The sequence below is a fragment of the Ruania suaedae genome (genome assembly GCF_021049265.1).
GTDB lineage: Bacteria > Actinomycetota > Actinomycetes > Actinomycetales > Beutenbergiaceae > Ruania > Ruania suaedae.
This window is the reverse complement of the sequence record NZ_CP088018.1, coordinates 2731333-2752280: the sequence shown is the minus strand read 5'-3', so window position 1 is coordinate 2752280 and position 20948 is coordinate 2731333. Positions and strand designations below refer to the sequence as shown.

Genomic DNA, 20948 nt, shown 5'->3' with positions numbered 1-20948 from the left:
GTCCGCCGATCTGAGGAGCCGTCGATGCCACCACCCCTGCCGACCTGGCGGCGCGCGTGCACCGCCGTCGTGCTCACGGCCTCGCTCGCGGCGATGGCGGCGTGCGCCCCGGATCCGGTGCACCCGGTGGATGCTCCGGGCGGGGCCACCACCTCCACCGGTGCCGTCACCGAGGACGTGGTGGATCTGCTGACGGAGGTGGCGCGCGCGTTCGGGACCGATGCCGCGGCCACGCAGATCGTCTCCGGCGGCGCCGCCCCGGCGATCGCTGCCACCGAGCTGGCCGAGGCCCTCGACCTGGGGGAGCAGCCGACGGCGGTCGCGGCAGCCCTGGCCCACGCATGGTCGGCACAGGAGGAGGCGCGGCAGGTGCAGGTGGAGGTGCGCAGCGCCGAGATCGTCGGTGCCTACCAGGGCGATCCGGTGGCACGGGTGCGGGTGGACACCGAGGTCAACCGGCCGGACTCGCCCACGCGTGTCACCAGCGCCGACTACCTCGCCGTGTGGGATGGCGGCACGCTGACGATGCTCGCGCCCTGGCAGGAGGAGGACGGCCGGGCCGTGGTCGACTCCGGGGCCGGGCTGTCCTCACCCACCGGCGCGGTGCGCCGTTTCCTGCAGCTGCTCGAGGAGGAGCGCTGGGCGGCGCTGGCCGACCTCTCCGGGGGTAGCAGCACCGATCGCACCGAGCTCGAGGTGTTGCGGTCGGTGGTCGCCGACGCGGACCGCGTCGACCTCGTCCAGGTGGTGCTGCCGCCCTCACCCGAGGCCGCGGAGGAGCCGGACGCGCAGGTGGTCTATGCCGTCACGAGCACGCGGCAGGTGGTGGGCAGGTTCGTGGTCCGCGTGGAGGAGCGTGAGGTGGTCTACGAACGCACCGACTGAGTCAGGGACGCGACGTCGGCCACCATCGTCGTGGCGGTCTCGCCCTCGGCGAAGGTGGTGAATCCGAGTCGTTCGTACAGCGCCCTGGCCCGGTTGCCGTGCTCGACGCTCAGGCTGATCCGGGGGATCCCGGCGGTCTGCAGCCGGGTGGCGAGGGCGCGGAGCAGGCCGGAGCCGATCCCGCGGCCCCGGTGGTGGCTGATGACGGCCATCGACAGCTCCGGGACGTCCTCGGCGACGAAACCGAAACCGGGGTTGCGCGCCGGGAACCGGCGCACCCAGGCGGCGCCGATCGGGATCTGCAGACCGTTCGGTCCGGCCAGATCCACGGCGATCACCCCGAGGTCACCGTCGCGCTGCCATCCGGCGACGTAGCCGGAGGTGGACTTGTCCTTGAGGATCTGCTTCCGCGTGTAGCGGTCCTCGCCGGTCCAGTTGATGGCAGCGAGGAGCATGTCCACGAGGAACTCGGCATCCTCCGGCCCTGCCTCGCGGACGCCGACCGGCCCCTGGCGGACCTGCTCACCCATCAATGCCCTTTCCTGCACGCGCTGTTCATGCGGGGCGGATCACACCGTTCTCATAGGCGTAGACGACAGCCTGCACACGATCCCGCAACCCGAGTTTCGCAAGCACTTTACCCACATGAGTCTTCACTGTCGCCTCCGAGACGTACAGCCGCGTGGCGATCTCACCGTTGGACAGGCCCTCGGCGATCGCCAGGAGCACTTCGTGCTCGCGCTCGGTGAGCCCACCCGGCCGGCCCGGAGCGGCGTGCTGGGAGTCCACCGGCGCAGGCTCGGAGGGTAGTGAGGTCGCGAACATCTCGAGCATCCTCCGCGTGATCCTGGGCGAGACCACCGCATCACCGGCGTGCACGGTCCGGATGGCGGCCACGAGCTCCTCCGGGTCGGTGTCCTTGAGGAGGAACCCGCTCGCCCCGGCACGCAGCCCGGCGAAGGCGTACTCGTCCAGGTCGAAGGTGGTGAGGATGATCACCCTGGTCTCGGGCCGGTCGGCGACGATCCGCTCGGTCGCCTCGATCCCGTTCGTGCCGGGCATCCGGACGTCCATCAGGACCACGTCCGGCCGGAGTTCGCGGGCCATCCGCGCACCGGTGGCGCCGTCGGCGGCCTCACCGACGACGGTCAGGTCGTCCTCGGCGTCGAGCACCATCGAGAAGCCCATCCGCAACAGCGACTGGTCGTCGACCAGGAGCACCGAGATCATGACCCACCCGTCCTGTCCGTTCCGGCAGCGCTGCTCGTGCCGCGCCGGCTCTCCGGCTCGGCCTCATCCAGGACGAGGGTGGCCTGGGTGCGCCAGCCACCGGTCTCGTCCGGCCCTGCGGTGACGGTACCGCCGTAGGTGGCGGCCCGTTCGCGCATGCCGATCAGACCCTGTCCGTGGCCCGGACGGCGTTCGGCAGGGGAGTCCGGGCGACTGTTGCGCATCGTGATGGTCACCTCGGCGTGAGCGCGTGCGACGGCCACGGTGATCCGGCGTGCGCGGGGGGCGTAGCGCAGCACGTTCGTCAGCCCTTCCTGCACGATGCGGTAGACGGTCAGCTGTAGGGCGGCGTCGCCCGGCAGCGGCGGGCCGGTGTGGCTGACGGAGACGTCCAGCCCGGCCGCACGGAACTGCGCCACCAGATCCTCCAGCGCGGGTGCGGCGGGCTGCGGCTGCATCGCGGCTCGCGCGTCCTCCTCCCGCAGCACCCCGAGGATGCGCCGCATGTCGCCGAGCGCGGAACGGCCCGTCCGGGAGAGCTCGGTCAGGGCGTCGGCACTGCGTTCGGGCGCCTTGACCGCACTGGCGCGTGCGCCGTCGGCCAGGGCCACCATCACCGAGAGGCTGTGTGCGACGACGTCGTGCATCTCCCGTGCGATGCGGGCGCGTTCGGTGGCCGTCGCGAGCTGCACTCGCTGGTCCCGCTCCAGCCGGTACTGGTTGGCCTGGTCGATGAGACGCTGCAGCTGATCGCGGCGGCTGCGGACACTGACGCCGATGGCGAGGGCTACCAGGAGCGTGAGAAGGATGCCGACGAGGGCTCCGGCGATGGAGGGGGCGCGCTCGAGCAGCGGGGTATCGCCGGCAGCGGTGACCGCATCCCCGATCGGGTCACCCCACAGCAGCAGCGCCGTCGAGCTGGCGAGGGTCGCGACGGCCAGGGCGAGCCAGCCGGTCCTGGGGCCGCGAGCGGTGACGAGCGTGTACAGCGAGAACGCCAGCGCCACCTCGATCCCGCCGGTGTCCCCCGCGACGGCGATGTGGACGCCGATGAGCGCGGTGAGAGCGACGAACACGGATCGTGGCCGGCGCCGCCGCCACAGGAGCACGACGGCGGCCGCGGCGAGTGCGAGGTAGGGCGCCAGCCGCGGCTCGATGACGGCACGCAGGATGGCGTGCGGCAGCAGGAAGATCACGACGACGACCACGTCCATCGCGACCGGATGGGCGGCGAAGTAGCGGCGGACCGGTCCGCGCCGGAGGTGGTCCTCGAGCATCAGGCCCTGGTCGCCCCGATCGGACATGCCGGTCAGACCGGGCAGGCCGGACGCCGGCGGGTGGAGACCCGCCGGCGTCGGCCCTCCGGCAGTGCTCAGGCGTCCCTCCGACGCAACAGCACTGCGGCGGCCGCCAGGATGACGGCCACGTAGATCCCCAGGACTCCGAAGCCCTGCCAGGGGCCGAGCACGGCGTCGGGGTTGTTCTCGGCGACGATGCGCTCGCCCGCGGCGCCGGGGAAGTACGGCGCGATGTCGCCCACCCAGTCGAGCGGGATGGCCGACAGTGCGGGGAGCACGATGAGCAGCCCGAGGACCGAGGCGATCCCACCGGCGGAGTGGCGCAGCAGGGAGCCGAAGCCGAGCGCGAGCAGGGCGATGGCCGCCAGGTACAGCGGGGCCCCGAGAAGGATGCGCAGCGTCTCGGAGTCGCCGAGGTCGAGCGCGAGGTCGTTCGAGTTCAGCATCGGGGTCACTGCGAGCACCGACAGCACCGTGCCCAGGGTGCCGACCACGAACGAGGTCAGCGCCACGAGGACGCCCTTGGCGGCGAGCACCGGCAGGCGCTTGGGCACGGCGGCGAGGGTCGAACGGATCTGACCGGTGCTGTACTCACCGGAGACCACGAGCACCCCCCAGACCGCCACCACGATCTGCGCCATCACGTAGCTGCTGGCGATCATCGTGGCCATGAAGGCGCTCTCGTTCTCCCCGGGGACGAGCGGCTCGCCACCGGGACCGGCAGCCATCTCCGGGTTGGAGAGGATCTGGGTGATGCCCCACACCGAGAGCAGCGCGAAGCCGACCATCACCAGGACGGTGATGGACATGGTCCATGCGGTCGAGCGCAGGCTCGTGAACTTGATCCACTCCGAGCGCAGCACGCGCCCGAAGCTCACGTGGGCACCTGCCAGCGCATCGCCGTGACGGGCGGTCCTGGCCTCGGTGGCTGCTGCGGCGGTCATCGGTTCGCTCCTTCGGAGACGGAGGTGGTGTCGGTGGTCTGGTGCTCGGGCACGGCGCCCGAGGTGTACTCGACGTCGCCGGCCGTCAGGGTCATGAAGGCGTCCTCCAGCGAGGCGCTCTGCGGGGTGAGCTCGTGCAGCACGATGCCGGCGGCTAGGGCGGCGTCGCCGATCTGCGGGGCGGTGAGACCGTCGACGTCGAGGAGCGAGGGCTCCACGGAGGTCACGGTGACGCCATCGGACTGCAGCCGAGCCGCCAGGTCGCTCGCGCGGGGGGTGCGTACGCGCACGGTGGACTTGGTGGCGGAGTCGATGACGTCCTGCACGTCCCCGGTGGCGACGATCTTTCCGCGGCCGATGACGATGAGCCGGTCGGCGGTGATGGCCATCTCGCTCATCAGGTGTGAGGAGAGGAAGACGGTGCGGCCCTCGTCGGCCAGGTAGCGCACCATCGTGCGCACCCAGCGCACGCCGTCGGGGTCGAGGCCGTTGACGGGCTCGTCCAGGATGAGGGTGCGGGGATCGCCGAGCATCGCCGAGGCGATCCCGAGCCGCTGGCCCATGCCGAGCGAGAAGCCTCCTGCTCGCTTGCGGGCGACGGCCCCGAGGCCGGTCATCTCGACGACCTCCTCGACCCGCTTGCGACCGACCCCGTGCGTGGCGGCGAGGGCGCGCAGGTGGTTCTCGGCGCTGCGGCCGGTGTGCACCGCCTTGGCCTCCAGCAGGGCGCCGACCTCGCGCAGCGGTGCCTTGTGCTGGGCATAGGGCTTGCCGTTCACCGTCACCTCGCCCGCGCTGGGCCGGTCCAGTCCCACGATCATGCGCATCGTGGTGGACTTGCCGGCGCCGTTCGGGCCGAGGAAGCCGGTGACCTGGCCGGGCTCGACGGTGAAGGAGATGTCGTCGACGGCGGTCTTGGCGCCGTACCTCTTGGTCAGGCCTCGTGCCTCGATCATGGGGGCTCTGCCTCGCTCTCGTGTGGGTGACGATGCCACCGTAGGCCGCGCACGGGTGCCGTGGGGACCGGCCAGGGGCTGATCTTCCCGGGGGCGCGGCTTCGTCCGAGAGGGGGAGGTCTCATCCTTCCGGGTGAGTGCGGGCCCCGGTGCCATCCGGTGGGAACAGCAACCGCTGTACGTGCGTTGAGACAGGCAGAGGGTCCCGGTGCCCCCGCTGCTCGGCAGTGGCGGGCACGTAGGATGGGACCACACCGGCGCAGCGGCGCACGCGCGCCGCCCGGATGTCGCGATCAGGAGGCGAGATGAGCAACCCGTACCTGTCGAACAGCTCGCTGTTCGGCAAGAGCAAGCCCGCGGCGGTGAGCCCGTACGGCGGTGTGCCCCAGGGCTCCCAGTCCAGCGGGTACGCCACCACGGCCACCCCGACCAGCTACGACCAGCAGTTCGCCGGTGTGGAGCAGTCCTACTACGCACCCGATGCGAGCTCGCGCGAGACCGGCCGGCTCACCTACGACGACGTGATCATGAAGACTGCGGGCGTCGTCGGCGTGGTCGTGCTCGCCGCCGCGGCGGCCTGGATGCTGGTGCCGCCGGCGCTGGCGATGCCGGTGATGATCGTCGGCCTCGTCGGCGGGCTGATCCTCGGCCTGGTGAACGCGTTCAAGAAGGAGCCCAGCCCGGCTCTGATCCTGACCTACGCGGTTCTCGAAGGAGCCTTCCTCGGCATCCTCTCCAAGGTGTTCGAGGCCCAGTTCGGCGGCATCGTCGCCCAGGCGGTGCTCGCGACCTTCGTGACCTTCGGTGTGACGCTCGCACTGTTCAAGTCCGGCAAGGTGCGGGTGACGCCGAAGTTCACCAAGATCCTGATGATCGGTGTGATCAGCTACGCGGCGTTCTGCCTGGTCAACCTCGGGGCGATGCTGTTCTTCAGCGACTTCGTCCCGGCCTGGGGCCTGCGTGGCATGGAGGTGCCCGTCCTGGGTATCCCGTTCGGTCTGCTGATCGGCCCCATCGCGATCATCCTGGCCGCGATGAGTCTCATCATGGACTTCGACATGATCGCCAAGGGCGTGCGCAACGGCGCCCCGCGCAAGTTCGCCTGGGCGGCCGCGTTCGGCATCACCGTCACGCTGATCTGGCTGTACGTCGAGTTCCTGCGCCTGCTCGCCATCCTGCGCGGCGGCGACTGATCGACTCCCGCACCCCGGCCGGACGGCACGTGGAGCGGGTCTTGTGCCTCGAGACCCGCCGCACGTGCCGTTCGGCATGTCCGGCACCCATCCACTGATTGGATCCATCTGATGGCCACGCTTCCCACCGCTTCCGGTTCCTTCGGGGACAAGCCCGTCCTGACCTTCCCCGAGAGCGCGGCTCCGGCCGAGCTCGAGATCGAGGTCCTCAGCGCCGGCGAGGGTCCGCTCGTCGAGGCGGGCCAGACGATCGACGTGAACTATTTCGGCCAGGTCTGGGGCGGGTCGATGTTCGACAACTCCTACGACCGGGGGTCCTCCATCCAGTTCCCGATCGGCGTCGGCACCGTCATCGCCGGCTGGGACAACAGCCTCGTCGGCCAGCCCATCGGGTCCCGTGTGCTGGTCTCCATCCCGCCGCACGAGGGCTACGGGCCGAATGGTGTGCCGCAGGCCGGGATCGGCGGCGACGACACACTCGTCTTCGTCGTCGACATCCTCGGCGCCTCCTGACCCACGACGTCGCTGCGTATCGAACGAGCCCCCGGAACCGTGAGGTGCCGGGGGCTCGTCCGTGGTCGGGCGGGTGGTCGCGTTCCCGGGTCAGCGCGCCCAGGGCCGGTGGACGCCGCGCGGTTCGAAGCCGAGACTGCCGGCGCCACCCAGGAGGTCGGCCAGGTACCAGCTGATCGCCAGCCACATCTCGCTCCCCTGCAGGCTCGGCGTCGCCTGACCGCGGCCGTCGGGCCGCTGGGCGAAGCCGAATCCGGCGTGCGGGTGCCACGCCTCGATCAGCCGGTGAACCTGTGCGGTTGCCCAGGCGCGCACCTCACTGCGGCGGTGCGCACTCTGGTGGCCGGCGAGCCAGAGCGGGTGGGCGATGTCGAGCACATCGCAGGCGGTCGCGCGCCCGGGGCCGAAGCGCCGGTCGTCGCGGGCGTGGGCTAGGACGGTGTCGATCGTCGCCTCGGGCGCAGGCAGCGGCAGCCCGAACTGCGCGAACGTGCCACGGGTGAGGCGGTAGAACCCGTTCACCGGCTGGCGTAGCCCATCGCCGGGGCGGGGCGAACCCCACGTCCCCGAGCGCGGGTCGACGTTCAGGTGCAGCCAGCCGATCAGCGTACTCAGCGGCCCGGTGAGCCCGAACCAGTCCCGGTTCCACAGCAGCGCGGTGCCCACGGAGTCCACCCAGTCGCCGGCGCCCCAGGCGTTCTCGTCCCACGGTTGCCGTTCGAGCGCCGCGATCATCGCGTCGCCGCGCAGGTCGTCGACGATCCGGATCGGATGGGTCAGCCGCGCGCCGAGGAGATCGAGGGCGTACCCGGCGCACAGGAGGTGGTAGCGCACGGCTCCGCCGCCGAGATCGGCGCCGGTCGCCTCGACCGTGCCGCCGAGCTGGGGGATGAGGCCGGTGGCCGGGTCCTGTGACGCGGTGAGCTCGTGGACGATCCGGTCACGGTCGAGCTGGTCGGGGGTGCCCAGTCCGAGCAGGTCAGCCACCTCGACGGCGTCGCACAGGGCCCGCACGGTCGCCGTGGCGCCCGGGGTGTCCGAGAAGGATCCGGCGTCCTCGTCCCAGTAGCGGGCGAGGAGTGCGGGCGCCTCCGCCCGGGCCCGGTCGGCGAACCGGGCGAGGGAGTCCGCCGGCCCGCCCGGCCCGGCCGGCGCACCAGGGCCGCGCCGGTCCCGGATGCGCCGGGCCGGGTTGCCGACCATGATCGACCACTCCGGGACGTCCTTGGTGACCACTGATCCGGCGCCGATCACGCTGTGCGCCCCGATCGTGACGCCGTCCACGACGCTCACGTGGGAGCCGACGTAGACGTCGTCGCCGATCGTGATGCCGGCGCTGGTCAGCGGCTGCTCGTGGACGGGCCGGTCGGGTGCGAAGGTGTGGTCGAAACCGAGCAGCGAGGTGTGGGCACCGATCCGGACACCGTCGCCGATGCGGACGGTGCCACGGACCACGGCGTAGGCGTTGACCGTCGAGTTCGCCCCGATGTGGACGTCACCGGTGACGTAGCTGAACGCCGCGAGATAGGAGCGCGGCCCGAGCGTGAGCGCGTCCGGGAAGCAGGCTGCCCACTCCGAGACCACGCACCCCTCGGCAAGGTCGGCTCCGCCGTCGGCCAGGGCGGTGAGGCGTTCACGCTGGGCGTGCTGCTTCTCCTCGCTCGCCGTGGACCAGAAGCTCCATGCGTTGAAATCCGGTTCGGCCTCGACCAGTCCGGTCGGCAGGTGCTGGGTCATCGGGGGGAACGGCTCCTCGCATCGGCCTCGCCGGTCGCTGTCTCGCGGTCGAAACTCACGCTACACGCGGTGCGGCAGTGCATCGGCCTGCGCACGTGCCTACGCTGTGCCCTGTGACCAGGAAGGGGCCAGACGTGGCGGACGAGGAGCGTGCCCGGCAGGGTGAGGAGCGGGAGTCCCCGGTCACCAGGCCGGTCCGGGCGGCAGCGGCGTGGTCCTGGCGCTTCCTGCTCATCGTGCTCGCGATCGCGATCGTCGTGCTCGGGCTGGTGCAGATCAAGACGGTGGTCGTGCCGGTGCTGGTCGCCGTCCTGGTCTCCTCGCTGCTCGCCCCGGTGGTGAACTGGCTGGATCGCCGGCGGGTGCCGCGGACCCTGGCGACCGTGGGCACCATGATCGTGGCGATCGCCGCGGTCGGGGGCCTGCTGACCCTCGCCGGCGCCTCCATCGTCTCCGGCATCCGCGACCTGGCCGAGACGGCCTGGCAAGGGATCCAGGAGTTCATCGACTGGCTGAACACGGGTCCGTTGCAACTGTCCACCGCCGACCTGAACAGCTACATCACCCAGATCCAGGACCAGCTGGAGGCGAACGCGCAGCAGATCTTCAGCGGTGCGCTCTCGGTCGGCACCTCGGTGGGGCATGTCGTCGCCGGCGCACTGATCGCGATCTTCTGCCTCTTCTTCTTCCTGAAGGAGGGGCGGCTCGTGTGGAACTGGGTGGTGCAGCTCTTCCCCCGCGCCACCTGGGACCGGGTCGACGGCGCCGGGCAGCGCGGCTGGGTCAGCCTCAGCGTCTACGCCCGGACCCAGCTGATGGTGGCCTTCATCGACGGCGTCGGCATCGGGCTCGGCGCCTGGATCCTCGGTGTGCCGCTGGCGTTGCCGCTCGGGGTGCTGGTGTTCGTCGGGGCGTTCATCCCGATCGTCGGTGCGGTCGTCACCGGATCGATCGCGGTCGCGGTCGCACTCGTGGACCAGGGGCCGCTGATCGCGCTGGCGATGCTCGGCGTGGTGTTGCTCGTGCAGCAGGCGGAGTCGAATCTGCTGCAGCCGATCCTGATGAGCAGGGCGCTCAAGCTCCACCCGGTCGCGGTGCTGCTGGCGGTGGCCACCGGCACGATCATCGGTGGCGTGGTCGGGGCGCTGTTCGCCGTACCGGTGATCGCGGTCGGGAACACCGTGGTGAGCCATCTCGCCGGGCGCCCCGAGCCGGTGCCCGTCATACCGAGACGGCGCCGTATCCGGCGGCGGCCCGGGTCGAGAGGGGCCAAGCCCGAGCCGGAGCGCGGGTGAGCCGCCGCGGTCTCCGCCTCCACACATGACGGTGCCCGCCCGATCGGATGATCGGGCGGGCACCGGCGTTCGTGCGGGTCGACCTCAGCCGGAGAAGGGCGTCGCGTTGACGACCTCGACCGTGATCGTCTTGCCGTTGGGGGCCTCGTAGGACGCCTTCTCGCCGACCTTCTTGCCGACGATGGCGCTGCCCAGGGGGGAGTTCGAGGAGTAGACGTCCAGGTCGGTGTCGCCCGCGACCTCGCGGGAGCCGAGCAGGAACTGCATCTCCTCGCCGGCCACCTTGGCCGTCACGACCATGCCGGGCTCGACCACGCCGTCGTCGGCGGGTGATTCGCCGACCTCGGCGGTGCGCAGCAGGTCGTCGAGCTGACGGATCCTTGCCTCCTGCTTGGCCTGCTCCTCGCGGGCGGCGTGGTAGCCCCCGTTCTCCTTGAGGTCGCCCTCCTCGCGCGCGGACTCGATGCGGTCGGCGATCTCGGCCCGCCCGACACTGATCAGGTGGTCGTACTCCGCCTGAAGACGGTCGAATGCGTCCTTGGTCAGCCACGTGGTATCGGACACGGTTTCCTCCTACGATCTGCGTTGGCCGGCGCTCGACCGCATCACACCTCGATGTGGGTGTGCGGGAGTTCCGGCCCCCGGGCTGGCTTGCCTTGTGCGGCCGCACCGGGGCGGCGGGAAACAGTCATCATAGCGGCTCCGGTGCCTGCACGCGCGATCAGCGCTCCGCGCCGGGCGCGTCAGTCGAGCAGCCGGCACTCCCGGACAATGCCCGTCGTGGCCAGCTCGGTGGTGGCGATCTCGACCGTCATCCGGTCGGTGTGGCCCTGCGAGACCGGCACGGGCACCTCCAGCAGGCCCACCTGCCCGAACCCGGTGTGCAACGCCTCCAGGGTGCACTGAGCCTCCCGGCCGGCGGGTCGGGTGACATCGAAGGTCACCCGGACCGTCTCGGCGTCGAGCACCTCGAACCCGACGTCCTGGGAGCTCACCGTGGGCTCGAGCAGGCCGACCGTGACCATGGCCAGCGCCGACAGACCCAGGACGGCGCACACGGCCGCCACCACCCAGGTCCGGCGTCGCCGACGGGTGTCCCCCTCGGCGCTGCGGCCGTAGCGCCGGGCCATCAGGGCGGCGACGTCCTCGGGGTCGCGGTCGCCTGGGCGCACATCGGCTCCTGACCGAGGCGGTGCTGGAACCACGCGGACGTCCTTAGACTAGGGAGCATCGTGACTCGCCGGTCCACGGCGAGGCACCCCCATTGTCCACCATCGCTCCCCGGAGGATCCAGCTGTGCCTGGCGAGAACTTGCGGCTGATGGCCGTCCACGCTCACCCGGACGACGAGTCGAGCAAGGGTGCCGCCACCATGGCCCGCTACGCCCATGAGGGGGTGGAGGTCCTCGTGGTGACCTGCACCGGGGGAGAGCGGGGAGACGTGCTCAACCCTCGCCTGCAGGACGACCCCGAGGTGCAGCGCGACATGATCGGCTACCGGCGCCGGGAGATGGCCGCCGCCGCCGAGGCGCTCGGCGTGCGTCAGCTCTGGCTGGGCTTCGTCGACTCGGGCCTGCCCGAGGGCGATCCGCTGCCGGCCCTGCCGGAGGGATGCTTCGCGCTGGTGCCGCTCGAGGAGTCGGCGGAGGCGCTGGTGCGGGTGGTGCGCGAGTTCCGCCCTCACGTGATGACCACCTACAACGAGCAGGGCGGCTACCCGCACCCGGACCACATCCGCACCCATGAGGTGTCGATGGCCGCGTTCGAGGCCGCCGCCGACGCGGACCGCTTCCCAGAGGCCGGGCAGCCGTGGGAGGTCTCCAAGCTCTACTACGACCACGGCTTCTCCCGGGAGCGGATCCATGCCGTGCACGAGGCGATGCTCGCGCAGGGGCTGGAGTCCCCGTTCGCGGAGTGGATGGACCGCTGGGACAGGGATGACCGCGCCGAGAAGGTCACCACCCGGATCCACTGCGCCGACTACTTCGATCGCCGGGACCGGGCCCTGCTCGCGCATGCGACGCAGATCGACCCGGACGGCTTCTTCTTCGCCGTCCCCCGCGATCTCGAGCGTGAGGTCTGGCCGATCGAGGAGTACGAACTCGTGCACTCCCGGGTGGCGACGTCCCCGCCCGAGGACGATCTGTTCGACGGGTTGCGATGATGGCCGCCTCGCCGCTCGCGAACGGATTCGACCCCACGATGGTCAGCCCCGGCGTCGGAGCCTTCTGGGTACTGCTGATCCTCGCCGTCGTCATCATCCTGATCGCCCGGTCCTTCACCGTGCACATGCGCCGCATCCAGGCCCGGGCGGCCGAGCAGGCCGAGGCGGACCGGCACGCGGAGGATGGCAGGGCCAGCGAGGACGAGGCGCAGCAGGCCGGTCCCACCGACGACGCGCCCCCGGCCCAGCCCCCACGCGAGCGCGGTCCGTCGTGAGCGTGACCGTCGCCGCCGTCCAGCTCAACGCGACTCAGGACCGTGCCGAGAACCTGCGTCTCGCCGTCGATCAGATTCGCTCGGCCGCGCGGGCGGGAGCGCAGCTGGTGGTGCTGCCCGAGTACGCCTCGGGCTGGGCGCCGCGGCTGCACCCGGGCCTGGGTGAGGACCGGTCGGGCGCCTTCCACCAGGGCATCGCCGCGGTGGCTGCGCAGGAGCGGGTCACGGTGGTGGCCGGCACGATGGAGCCCTCCGGCCAGGCAGGCCGGTGCGTCAACGTCGCCTTCGCCGTCGGCCCCGACGGCGCACCCTGCGCCCGGTACGAGAAGGTGCACCTCTTCGACGCGTTCGGGGTCCGGGAGTCGGAGGTGCTCGATGCCGGCCCGTCCGGGCATGCGGTCGTGATCGAGGTGGGCGACCTGCGGGTGGGCCTGGCGACCTGTTACGACCTGCGCTTTCCCGAGACCTTCCGGGTGCTCGCCGATGCCGGCGCCGAGGTGTTCGTGGTCGGGGCGGCGTGGGCGGACGGCCCGGGGAAGGCGGACCAGCTCGACGTGCTGGTGCGCGCGCGGGCGATCGAGAACACGGCCTACCTCGTCCTGGCCAGTCAGGGCGGGGACGGCCGCAGCGGACGCACGCAGGTGATCGACCCCACGGGCCGGCTCCTGGCCGGCACCGAGGATGCGAGCACCGCGGCCATCGTCCACGCCGAGCTGGACCCGGCGCTGGTCCGCGACGTCCGTGAGCAGGTGCCGAGCCTGGCGCACCGGCGGTACACGGTGGTGCCGCGGCGGGACTGAACAGACAGCCCTGAGCGCCTCCGCGCCACATCTGGCACGGAGGCGCTCAGGGCCGTCAGTTCCGTTCCGCCCCCCGCTACTTCTTCGCGGGCTTCTTCGACTTCTTGGCCGACTTCTTAGCGGCCGGTTTCTTGGCCGACTTCTTGGCGGCCGGCGGCTCGTCCTTGGCGCGGGACCGGGCGGTCTCCGCCAGCAGGGTCCGCTGCGCATCGACGTCGAAGTCGGCCTCGGGCCAGGTCAGGTCCATCGACTCCAGCGCGTCGACCAGCAGCTGGGTGACCGCGAGACGGGCGTACCACTTCCGGTCGGCGGGGACCACGTGCCAGGGAGCCTCGTCGATGGAGGTGCGCTCGAACATCTCCTGGTAGGCCGCCTGGTACTGGTCCCACTTCTGCCGCGTGTGCAGATCGGCGGGGTTGTACTTCCAGTGCTTGTCGGGGCGGTCCAAGCGCTCGAGCAGGCGCTCGCCCTGCTCCTCGTGGGAGACCATCAGGGCCACCTTGATCACGAGTGTGTCCGCGGCCGCCGTGAGGCGGTCGAAACGGATGAGCTCGGCGTAGCGCTTCTCCTGCAGCTCGGGCGGCTCCAGCTCCTCGACCTTGACCACCAGCACCTGCTCGTAGTGCGAACGGTCGAAGACCCCGATCTGCCCCGGGCGCGGCAACGCCCGGCGCACCCGCCAGAGGTGGTGGTGCTTCTGCTCCTGCGCGGTGGGCACGCCGAAGGAGGCCAGGTCCACGCCCTGCGGGTCGACCATCCCGATCACGTGGCGCACGATCCCGCCCTTACCGGCGGTGTCCAGGCCCTGCAGCACCAGCAGCACCGATCGCGTGCCGCCCGCGCGCCCTTCCGCGAACAGCCGCTCCTGCAGCTCGGAGAGTCGCTCGCCCCGCGCGGCGAGGGCTTTCTCGGCCGCCTTCTTGCCGTGCTCCCACCCGGGTGTGCCCCGCCGGTCGAAGGAGGTGAGGTCGAAGTCGTCGTCCACGCGGAGCAGGTCGGCAACGGGTGCGCTGAAGTCGCGGGCCATGGGCCAGGATCCTCTCGGTTAGGTCCGCCCCACCCTAGCCCGGGGTCACAGGATCGAGGCGGCGATCGCGATGGCCACCGCGTGAGCGCCGTATCCGATCACGGTGCCCGTGTGGAAGATCTCGTGGAAGCCGAACCAGCCCGGCACCGGGTTGGGTCGCTTGAGGCCGTAGGCGAGCGCGCCGAGGGTGTAGCCGAGCCCGCCCACCATGACCAGGATCGCCACGGCCGGGCTGCCCTCGCCCCAGAACTGCGGCAGGAACCAGAGCGCCACCCAGCCGAGCGCGATGTACACGGGAACGTAGAACCAGCGCGGGGCGCTCATCCAGAACATCCGTGCCAGCAGGCCCACCAGGGCGCCGGACCAGACGACGATCAGCAGGACCCTGGCGGTGGCTGCCGGCAGCAGCAGCGCCGCCAGCGGCGTGTACGTCCCGGCGATGACCAGGAAGATGTTGGAGTGGTCCAGGCGTCGCAGCACCGCGAAGGTGCCCGGTGACCAGGTGCCGCGGTGATAGATCGCACTCGTACCGAACAGCACCACGGTCGTCAGACCGAAGACGGCGGTGGTCAGGGCCGCCGTCGTGGTGGTCGAACCGAGCACGAGGATCAGTGCCACCACCAGCGAGATCGGGGCCATGACGCTGTGGATCCATCCGCGCAGTCGGGGCTTGACCGCGATCTCCGGCGGGATGCCCGCGAGGGGCTCTCGGGTAGGGCTCATGGGTGCTCCTGATCTGGCGGGCGCAGCGGGCGGACCCGCTTCCTACGCCATCGTAGGTTACGTCAGCGTAGGTAGGCGGGAGGACCTGTGAAGGTACGGTGTGAGCGAGCGATGGAGTTGGTCGGGCGCCCCCGCACCCGCAATGCTGTGCTGCGAAGGAGGTCACCACCCGATGCGTCCACCGTCCTTTCTGTACGGCCTCTACGAGCGCCGTCTCACGCGTGCCCTCGACGGCGCGCGGTTGCCGCACCACGTGGGTGTCATGCTCGACGGGAACCGGCGCTGGGCGCGTTCGGCGGGCCTCGAGGCGGCTCAGGGGCATCAGGCGGGCGCCGATCGGATCGCCGACCTGCTGCGATGGTGCGAGGACGTCGAGATCCCCGTGGTCACCTTGTGGATGCTCTCCACGAAGAACCTCCGCCGGGAGGAGCGCGAGGTGACCGATCTGCTCGAGATCATCGCCTGCACCGTGGCCGGGCTCGCAGCCACGCGACGGTGGCGACTGCAGCTGGTGGGCGAGCTCGATCTGCTGCCCGAGGAGATCGCGCAGCGGCTACGGGCGGCGGAGGCTCTCACCGGAGACGTCGAGGGTCTGCACGTCAACATCGCGGTCGGCTACGGCGGCCGGGACGAGATCGCCGGTGCGGTGCGTTCCCTCATCACCGAGCTGCTCGAGTCCGGCCGTGGGCTGGCGGACCTGGACGAGGCGATCACCCCCGAGGCGATCACCGGTCACCTCTACACCAAGGGCCAGCCCGACCCGGATCTGGTGATCCGCACCTCCGGTGAGCAGCGGCTCGGTGGCTTCCTGCTGTGGCAGAGCGAGCAGAGCGAGTTCTACTTCTGTGAGGCGTTCTGGCCCGACTTCCGGCGCGTCGACTTCCTGCGGGCGCTGCGTGCCTACGCCGGCCGGGAACGCCGGATGGGCCGGTAGTCCGGGAATGCGCCGGCAGTGAGGGCGACGTGACCGGCGTATGAACTCTTGCCTCTGATGCCCCGACACGGCGCGCCTATGGCTGACGGTGACCGGTCGCCGTCGTAGGTTGTGCCTACCGGACGACATCCGGTCGTTCGCCGGAAGGCCAGCCCATGACGCAGACGAGTTTGCAGGTGCAGCCACCGGCCGCCTGCGCTCATGTGGGGCCTGCCGCTCTCACCCCGATCCGGTCCTGGTCGCGGGAGCGCCAGGGCAGGTCCTGCTGGAGGAGCTAGCCGTGAGCCGAGAGTCCCTCACGTTCGACACCCCGGTCCCCGATGTGCCGGAGGGTGGTGAGGGACAGGCCGCGCCGCTGCCGGTCACCGGTTCCTCGCCCGACGGCGAGCGCATCACCTATGTGCTCGACACCTCCGTGCTGTTGTCGGACCCCCGCGCGATCCACCGGTTCGCCGAGCATGATGTGGTCCTGCCGATCGTCGTGGTCACCGAGCTGGAGGGAAAACGCCACCACCCCGAGCTCGGGTACTTCGCCCGCAGTGCCCTGCGCCTGCTCGACGATCTGCGGCAGACCCACGGTTACCTCGACCGCCCCGTGCCGGCCGGTGAGCTCGGCGGGACGATCCGGGTCGAGCTCAACCACTCCGATCCGGCGATCCTGCCCTCGGGCATGCGCCTGGGCGACAACGACACCCGGATCCTCTCGGTGGCGGCGAACCTGCGGGCCGAAGGAGCCTCGGTGGTGGTGGTCTCCAAGGACCTGCCGATGCGGGTCAAGGCCTCCGCCGTCGGGATGCGTGCCGAGGAGTACCGCGCCCAGCTCGCGGTCGACTCCGGGTTCCGCGGAATGGCCGAGGGCTCGTTCACCGAGGAGGAGATGGGCCGGCTCTTCACCGAGGAGACGGTGGCAGTGGCCGACGTGGTCGCCTCGGAGCCCTTGCGGGACCTGCCCTGCCACACCGGCTTGGTCCTGCACTCCCCGCGGGGCTCGGCGCTGGGCCGGATCACCCCGGACAAGCAGGTGCGGCTGGTCCGTGGGGACCGGGACGTCTTCGGGATGCACGGGCGCAGCGCCGAGCAGCGGATCGCGATCGACCTGCTGCTCGATCCCGACATCGGCATCGTCTCCCTGGGTGGGCGAGCGGGAACGGGGAAGTCCGCGCTCGCCCTCAGTGCCGGGCTGGAGGCCGTGCTGGAACGCCGGGAGCACCGCAAGGTGATGGTGTTCCGGCCGCTGTACGCCGTGGGTGGGCAGGATCTGGGCTACCTGCCGGGGAACGAGTCGGAGAAGATGAACCCGTGGGCCCAGGCGGTGTTCGACACCCTGGGCGCGGTCGTCTCCGCCGATGTGGTGGAGGAGGTGATGGACCGCGGGATGCTCGAGGTGCTGCCACTGACCCACATCCGCGGGCGCTCGTTGCACGACGCCTTCGTGATCGTGGACGAGGCACAGTCCCTGGAGCGCAACGTGCTGCTGACGGTGCTGTCGCGGATCGGGCAGAGCTCGCGGGTGGTGCTCACCCACGATGTCGCCCAGCGTGACAACCTGCGCGTCGGCCGCCACGACGGTGTCGCCGCGGTGATCGAGTCGCTCAAGGGTCACCCGCTGTTCGCGCACGTGACGCTCACCCGGTCCGAGCGCTCGCCCGTGGCCGCGCTGGTCACCGAGATGCTCGAAGGGGCCTGAGCAGCCGGCGACGACGTCCCCCGCCCTGCGTCGACCCGCCCCGGCTTGCGGCCGGGGCGGGTCGACCTATGCTGGGGGTGGGTGAAAGGGCCGTGAAGGTTCCGTGATGGTCGCCACACCGGGCCGCGAATATCTCAGATCCGAGATATTCTCGCTGTCATGACGGTGATCGACGATACGCAGACCTCACTCACGGAGATCGGGACCCTGATCCGGGGTGCCCGGCAGAACCGCGGCCTGACCCAGGCCCAGCTCGCCGAGCGTCTGGGGACCAGCCAGAGCGCCATCGCCCGCATCGAGCAGGGCAGTCAGAACCTATCGGTCGAGCTGCTCGCGCGGATCAACGCCGCACTCGACGCCGATCTGCTCTCCATCGGCATCCCGCGTGCCGCACACCTGCGGGTGACCGGGGGGCAACGCCTCGCCGGCACGATCACGGTGAAGTCGTCCAAGAACGGCGCGGTCGCTCTGCTCTGCGCCTCGCTGCTCAACCGCGGGCGCACGACGCTGCGCGGTGTGGCCCGGATCGTGGAGGTGGACCGGATCGTCGACGTGCTGCGCTCGATCGGGGTCCGGGCGACGTGGTCGGCCGACGGCAAGGATCTGGAGATCGTCCCTCCCGCGGAGCTGCACCTGGGCGCGATCGATGCCGATGCGGCTCGGCGCACCCGCAGCATCATCATGTTCCTCGGCCCGCTGCTGGGCCGCCAGCAGGCCTTCGAGCTCCCCTACGCCGGAGGGTGCGACCTCGGGACCCGCACCGTGGAGCCGCACATGATCGCGCTGCGGCCGTTCGGCCTCGAGGTCGTCGCCACCGCCGGGAACTACGAGGCCACCGTCAGCACCGAGCGCGCCCCCGGTCCGACGGTCGTACTGACCGAGCGTGGTGACACCGTCACCGAGAACGCGCTGATGGCGGCGGCCCGGCACCCGGGAGTGACGACCATCCGCAACGCGAGCCCGAACTACATGGTCCAGGACCTGTGCTTCTACCTCGAGCTCCTCGGCGTGCGCGTCGACGGCATCGGCACCACCACCCTGCAGGTGCACGGGGTGCGCGACATCGACCGCGACGTGGAGTACGCCCCCGGGGAGGACCCGGTCGAGGCCATGAGCCTGCTCACCGCCGGCATCGTGACCGACTCCGAGATCACCGTGGCGCGCGTGCCGATCGAGTTCATGGAGATCGAACTGGCGACGCTGGCGGAGATGGGCCTGCGCTACACCCGATCCGAGGAGTACGCCGCGGCGAACGGGCGTACGCGGCTCGTCGACGTCACCGTCTATCCGAGCGAGCTACGGGCACCGATCGACAAGATCCACCCGATGCCCTTCCCCGGGCTGAACATCGACAATCTGCCGTTCTTCGCAGTGATCGCGGCCGCCGCCTCGGGCACCACGCTCATCCACGACTGGGTCTATGACAACCGGGCGATCCATCTCACCGACCTGACCCGGCTGGGAGCGGATGTGCGGCTGCTGGACCCGCACCGGCTGGACGTGACCGGCCCGACCCGGTGGTCGGGGGCCGAGGTGAGCTGCCCTCCGGCGCTGCGCCCCGCCGTCGTGATCCTGCTCGCCATGCTCGCTGCCAAGGGCACCTCGGTGCTGCGCAACGTGGACATCATCGCCCGCGGCTACGAGCAGCTGCAGGAGCGGCTGATCGAGCTCGGTGCGCAGATCGAGACCTTCCGCGACTGAAGCCGGCGCCTCAGATCTCGCCGAGCACCTCCACCACCCGGGCGGTGCCCTCCCCGAGGGCGTACTCCATGCCGACGATCGCGCACCGGCCCTCGGCGACGGCGTCGGCGAGGGTGGCCGAGTAGGAGTGCAGCATGCGCACGGTGGCGCGGACGTGCTCGGTCTGGAGGTCCTCCGGCGCGGGGAGCCGGACCGAACCGGCCTCGTGGGCCAGTGCCGGGGCTCCCTCGGCGCTGCCGGCTCCGGTGACCAGGCTCGGGATGACCCGGTCGACGACGGCGCGCACGAAGTTGCCGGGAAGTGCGCCGGTCGTGAGGGCCTGATGCGCCGCGGCGATGGCGCCGCAGCTGTCGTGCCCGAGCACCACCACCAGGGGGGCGCCGGCGAGCTCCACCCCGTACTCGATCGACCCGATCACGGTGGTGTCGACGACGTGACCGGCGGTACGCACCACGAACAGATCCCCGAGGCCGCGATCGAAGATGATCTCGGCCGAGAGCCGCGAGTCCGAGCACCCGAACAACACCGCGAACGGGTGCTGGGAGCTGGACAGCTCGGCACGTCGCTGGGCGTCCTGGCTGGGATGAGCCATCTCACCGGCGACGAATCGCTGGTTGCCCTCGGTGAGCGCGGCGAATGCTTCGGCAGGTGTGGTCGGGCGGGTGCTCACGCGTGCTCCTTCAGCTCGGCGGTGGTGGGTGGGTTGGCGCCGGCACGGGAGACCACGATGGCGGCGATGCGGGCAGCATGGGTCATGGCCCGACGCAGCGTCTCCTCGTCGATGAGGCGCAGGGCGTCCCGGCGTCCGGCGCCGAGCATCCCCGCGCTCCACAGCCCGTCGAGCAGGCCGGCCATGTAGGAGTCGCCGGCGCCGACGGTGTCGACCACCGTGGTGCTCGGGGCGGGCACCTCGACGATCCCGCCGGTGAGTCTGACGCCCACCGAGCCGGCGCCTCCCCGGGTGAGCACGACGACCGAGGGCCCCGAGCGCACCCACTGCTGGATGATCTCGAGATCGTCGGCGCCCGGGTAGAGCCAGGCGATGTCCTCATCGGAGACCTTGACGATGTCCGCCAGGGTGACCAGGCGTTCGATCACCGGCCGGGCCACCTCGGCGCTGCCCATGATCGTGGGCCGGGCGTTCGGGTCGTAGCTGATGGTCGCGTGCTCGCGGGCCGCGGCGGCGATCTCGGCGACGGCGGACCCGCCCGGCTCCAGCGTCCCGGCGATCGAGCCGGTGTGCAGCACCGCGACCGTGTCATCGAGGGCGACCTCGGGCACGCGCCAGGCGAGATCGAATTCGTAGGTGGCGCTGCCGTCCTGGGCGAGGGTGGCCATCGCGGTCGGAGTCCGCTCGGCGCGTTCCGATCCCGGCACCAGGTGCACGCCGCTGGCGCGCAGGTGCGAGGCGACCAGCTCTCCGCGGGCGTCGGGCCCGAGCCAGGTGGCCAGCTCCGTGTGGCGTCCCAGCCGCGCCAGGCCCAGTGCCACGTTCGCCGGCGATCCACCCGGATGCTCGGTCACCGTGCCGTCGGCGGTACGGACCACGTCCACCAGGGCCTCGCCGATCACCAGCGCGTGCGCCAT

Annotated in this window: 22 protein-coding genes; 10 read left to right on the top strand and 12 right to left on the bottom strand. The window is 71.1% G+C overall.

From position 1 onward, the window contains the following. The first annotated feature begins 24 nt into the window (after nt 1-24). Nucleotides 25-885 carry a hypothetical protein gene (locus tag LQF12_RS12630; RefSeq protein WP_231053278.1) on the top strand — a complete coding sequence of 287 codons (861 nt, stop codon included), beginning with the start codon at nt 25-27 and terminating at the stop codon, nt 883-885. Here LQF12_RS12630 and LQF12_RS12625 read toward each other — a convergent pair. The 5 genes from LQF12_RS12625 to LQF12_RS12605 form a co-directional block, all read right to left on the bottom strand. Further along, the gene (locus LQF12_RS12625; RefSeq protein ID WP_231053277.1) at nt 867-1415 is read right to left on the bottom strand and encodes a GNAT family N-acetyltransferase; all 549 of its coding nucleotides are present in this window, start codon (nt 1413-1415) and stop codon (nt 867-869) included. The two genes, LQF12_RS12630 and LQF12_RS12625, sit on opposite strands and share 19 nt — an antisense overlap. Before the next feature lie 25 nt (nt 1416-1440). Next, a complete protein-coding gene (locus tag LQF12_RS12620) occupies nt 1441-2115 on the bottom strand; it encodes a response regulator (RefSeq protein ID WP_231053276.1) in 675 nt (224 codons plus the stop codon). Next, nucleotides 2112-3419: a sensor histidine kinase gene (locus LQF12_RS12615; RefSeq protein WP_231053275.1), complete on the bottom strand. Its 1308-nt coding sequence runs from the start codon at nt 3417-3419 to the stop codon at nt 2112-2114. Before LQF12_RS12615 ends, LQF12_RS12620 begins: the two co-directional genes overlap by 4 nt. A 68-nt stretch (nt 3420-3487) precedes the next feature. Beyond that, on the bottom strand, nt 3488-4357 hold the full coding sequence (locus tag LQF12_RS12610) for an ABC transporter permease (protein ID WP_231053274.1): 870 nt from the start codon (nt 4355-4357) through the stop codon (nt 3488-3490). Beyond that, nucleotides 4354-5313: an ABC transporter ATP-binding protein gene (locus LQF12_RS12605; RefSeq protein WP_231053273.1), complete on the bottom strand. Its 960-nt coding sequence runs from the start codon at nt 5311-5313 to the stop codon at nt 4354-4356. The genes LQF12_RS12610 and LQF12_RS12605 overlap by 4 nt, the downstream gene beginning before the upstream one ends. 305 nt (nt 5314-5618) lie before the next feature. On the opposite strand from LQF12_RS12605, the gene LQF12_RS12600 reads away from it, so the two are divergent. Both LQF12_RS12600 and LQF12_RS12595 read left to right on the top strand, forming a co-directional pair. Next, nucleotides 5619-6506, top strand: a complete 888-nt coding sequence (locus LQF12_RS12600; RefSeq protein WP_231053272.1) for a Bax inhibitor-1/YccA family protein — start codon at nt 5619-5621, stop codon at nt 6504-6506. A gap of 111 nt (nt 6507-6617) precedes the next feature. Continuing rightward, nucleotides 6618-7019 (top strand): FKBP-type peptidyl-prolyl cis-trans isomerase, encoded by a 402-nt coding sequence (locus LQF12_RS12595; protein WP_231053271.1) that lies wholly within the window; start codon nt 6618-6620, stop codon nt 7017-7019. Nucleotides 7020-7109: 90 nt separating this feature from the next. Here LQF12_RS12595 and LQF12_RS16450 read toward each other — a convergent pair whose 3' ends face one another. Next, on the bottom strand, nt 7110-8756 hold the full coding sequence (locus LQF12_RS16450) for an acyltransferase (protein ID WP_290370696.1): 1647 nt from the start codon (nt 8754-8756) through the stop codon (nt 7110-7112). Between the two features lie 113 nt (nt 8757-8869). On the opposite strand from LQF12_RS16450, the gene LQF12_RS12580 reads away from it, so the two are divergent. Beyond that, nucleotides 8870-10051: an AI-2E family transporter gene (locus tag LQF12_RS12580; protein WP_231053270.1), complete on the top strand. Its 1182-nt coding sequence runs from the start codon at nt 8870-8872 to the stop codon at nt 10049-10051. Nucleotides 10052-10135: 84 nt separating this feature from the next. On the opposite strand, the gene greA is transcribed toward LQF12_RS12580, so the two are convergent. Both greA and LQF12_RS12570 read right to left on the bottom strand, forming a co-directional pair. Then, complete coding sequence (gene greA, locus LQF12_RS12575; protein WP_231053269.1) at nt 10136-10615, bottom strand: transcription elongation factor GreA; 480 nt, start codon at nt 10613-10615, stop codon at nt 10136-10138. Between the two features lie 179 nt (nt 10616-10794). Beyond that, the gene (locus tag LQF12_RS12570) at nt 10795-11223 is read right to left on the bottom strand and encodes a DUF4307 domain-containing protein (protein WP_231053268.1); all 429 of its coding nucleotides are present in this window, start codon (nt 11221-11223) and stop codon (nt 10795-10797) included. Nucleotides 11224-11371: 148 nt separating this feature from the next. On the opposite strand from LQF12_RS12570, the gene mca reads away from it, so the two are divergent. From mca to LQF12_RS12555, 3 genes are read left to right on the top strand one after another with little or no spacing between them, the layout of a single operon-like run. Continuing rightward, nucleotides 11372-12214 carry a mycothiol conjugate amidase Mca gene (mca, locus tag LQF12_RS12565; protein ID WP_231055603.1) on the top strand — a complete coding sequence of 281 codons (843 nt, stop codon included), beginning with the start codon at nt 11372-11374 and terminating at the stop codon, nt 12212-12214. Further along, nucleotides 12211-12489: a hypothetical protein gene (locus tag LQF12_RS12560; protein WP_231053267.1), complete on the top strand. Its 279-nt coding sequence runs from the start codon at nt 12211-12213 to the stop codon at nt 12487-12489. The genes mca and LQF12_RS12560 overlap by 4 nt, the downstream gene beginning before the upstream one ends. Next, nucleotides 12486-13289: a nitrilase-related carbon-nitrogen hydrolase gene (locus LQF12_RS12555; RefSeq protein WP_231053266.1), complete on the top strand. Its 804-nt coding sequence runs from the start codon at nt 12486-12488 to the stop codon at nt 13287-13289. The genes LQF12_RS12560 and LQF12_RS12555 overlap by 4 nt, the downstream gene beginning before the upstream one ends. Before the next feature lie 76 nt (nt 13290-13365). Here LQF12_RS12555 and LQF12_RS12550 read toward each other — a convergent pair whose 3' ends face one another. Next, nucleotides 13366-14316 carry a PPK2 family polyphosphate kinase gene (locus LQF12_RS12550; RefSeq protein WP_231053265.1) on the bottom strand — a complete coding sequence of 317 codons (951 nt, stop codon included), beginning with the start codon at nt 14314-14316 and terminating at the stop codon, nt 13366-13368. A gap of 45 nt (nt 14317-14361) precedes the next feature. Next, a complete protein-coding gene (gene trhA / locus LQF12_RS12545; protein ID WP_231053264.1) occupies nt 14362-15039 on the bottom strand; it encodes a PAQR family membrane homeostasis protein TrhA in 678 nt (225 codons plus the stop codon). Between the two features lie 172 nt (nt 15040-15211). On the opposite strand from trhA, the gene LQF12_RS12540 reads away from it, so the two are divergent. From LQF12_RS12540 to LQF12_RS12530, 3 genes are all read left to right on the top strand, one after another. Next, entirely contained in the window at nt 15212-15973 is a 762-nt protein-coding gene (locus LQF12_RS12540; RefSeq protein WP_231053263.1) for an isoprenyl transferase, read from the top strand. A 355-nt stretch (nt 15974-16328) separates the two neighbouring features. Then, the gene (phoH2, locus tag LQF12_RS12535) at nt 16329-17660 is read left to right on the top strand and encodes an RNA 5'-3' helicase PhoH2 (RefSeq protein WP_231055602.1); all 1332 of its coding nucleotides are present in this window, start codon (nt 16329-16331) and stop codon (nt 17658-17660) included. 159 nt (nt 17661-17819) lie between these two features. Continuing rightward, on the top strand, nt 17820-19361 hold the full coding sequence (locus LQF12_RS12530) for a UDP-N-acetylglucosamine 1-carboxyvinyltransferase (RefSeq protein ID WP_231053262.1): 1542 nt from the start codon (nt 17820-17822) through the stop codon (nt 19359-19361). 10 nt (nt 19362-19371) lie between these two features. Here LQF12_RS12530 and LQF12_RS12525 read toward each other — a convergent pair whose 3' ends face one another. Both LQF12_RS12525 and LQF12_RS12520 read right to left on the bottom strand, forming a co-directional pair. Further along, nucleotides 19372-20031, bottom strand: coding sequence for a carbonic anhydrase (locus LQF12_RS12525; RefSeq protein ID WP_231053261.1), 660 nt, complete (start codon nt 20029-20031; stop codon nt 19372-19374). Beyond that, complete coding sequence (locus LQF12_RS12520; RefSeq protein ID WP_231053260.1) at nt 20028-20948, bottom strand: carbohydrate kinase family protein; 921 nt, start codon at nt 20946-20948, stop codon at nt 20028-20030. Before LQF12_RS12520 ends, LQF12_RS12525 begins: the two co-directional genes overlap by 4 nt.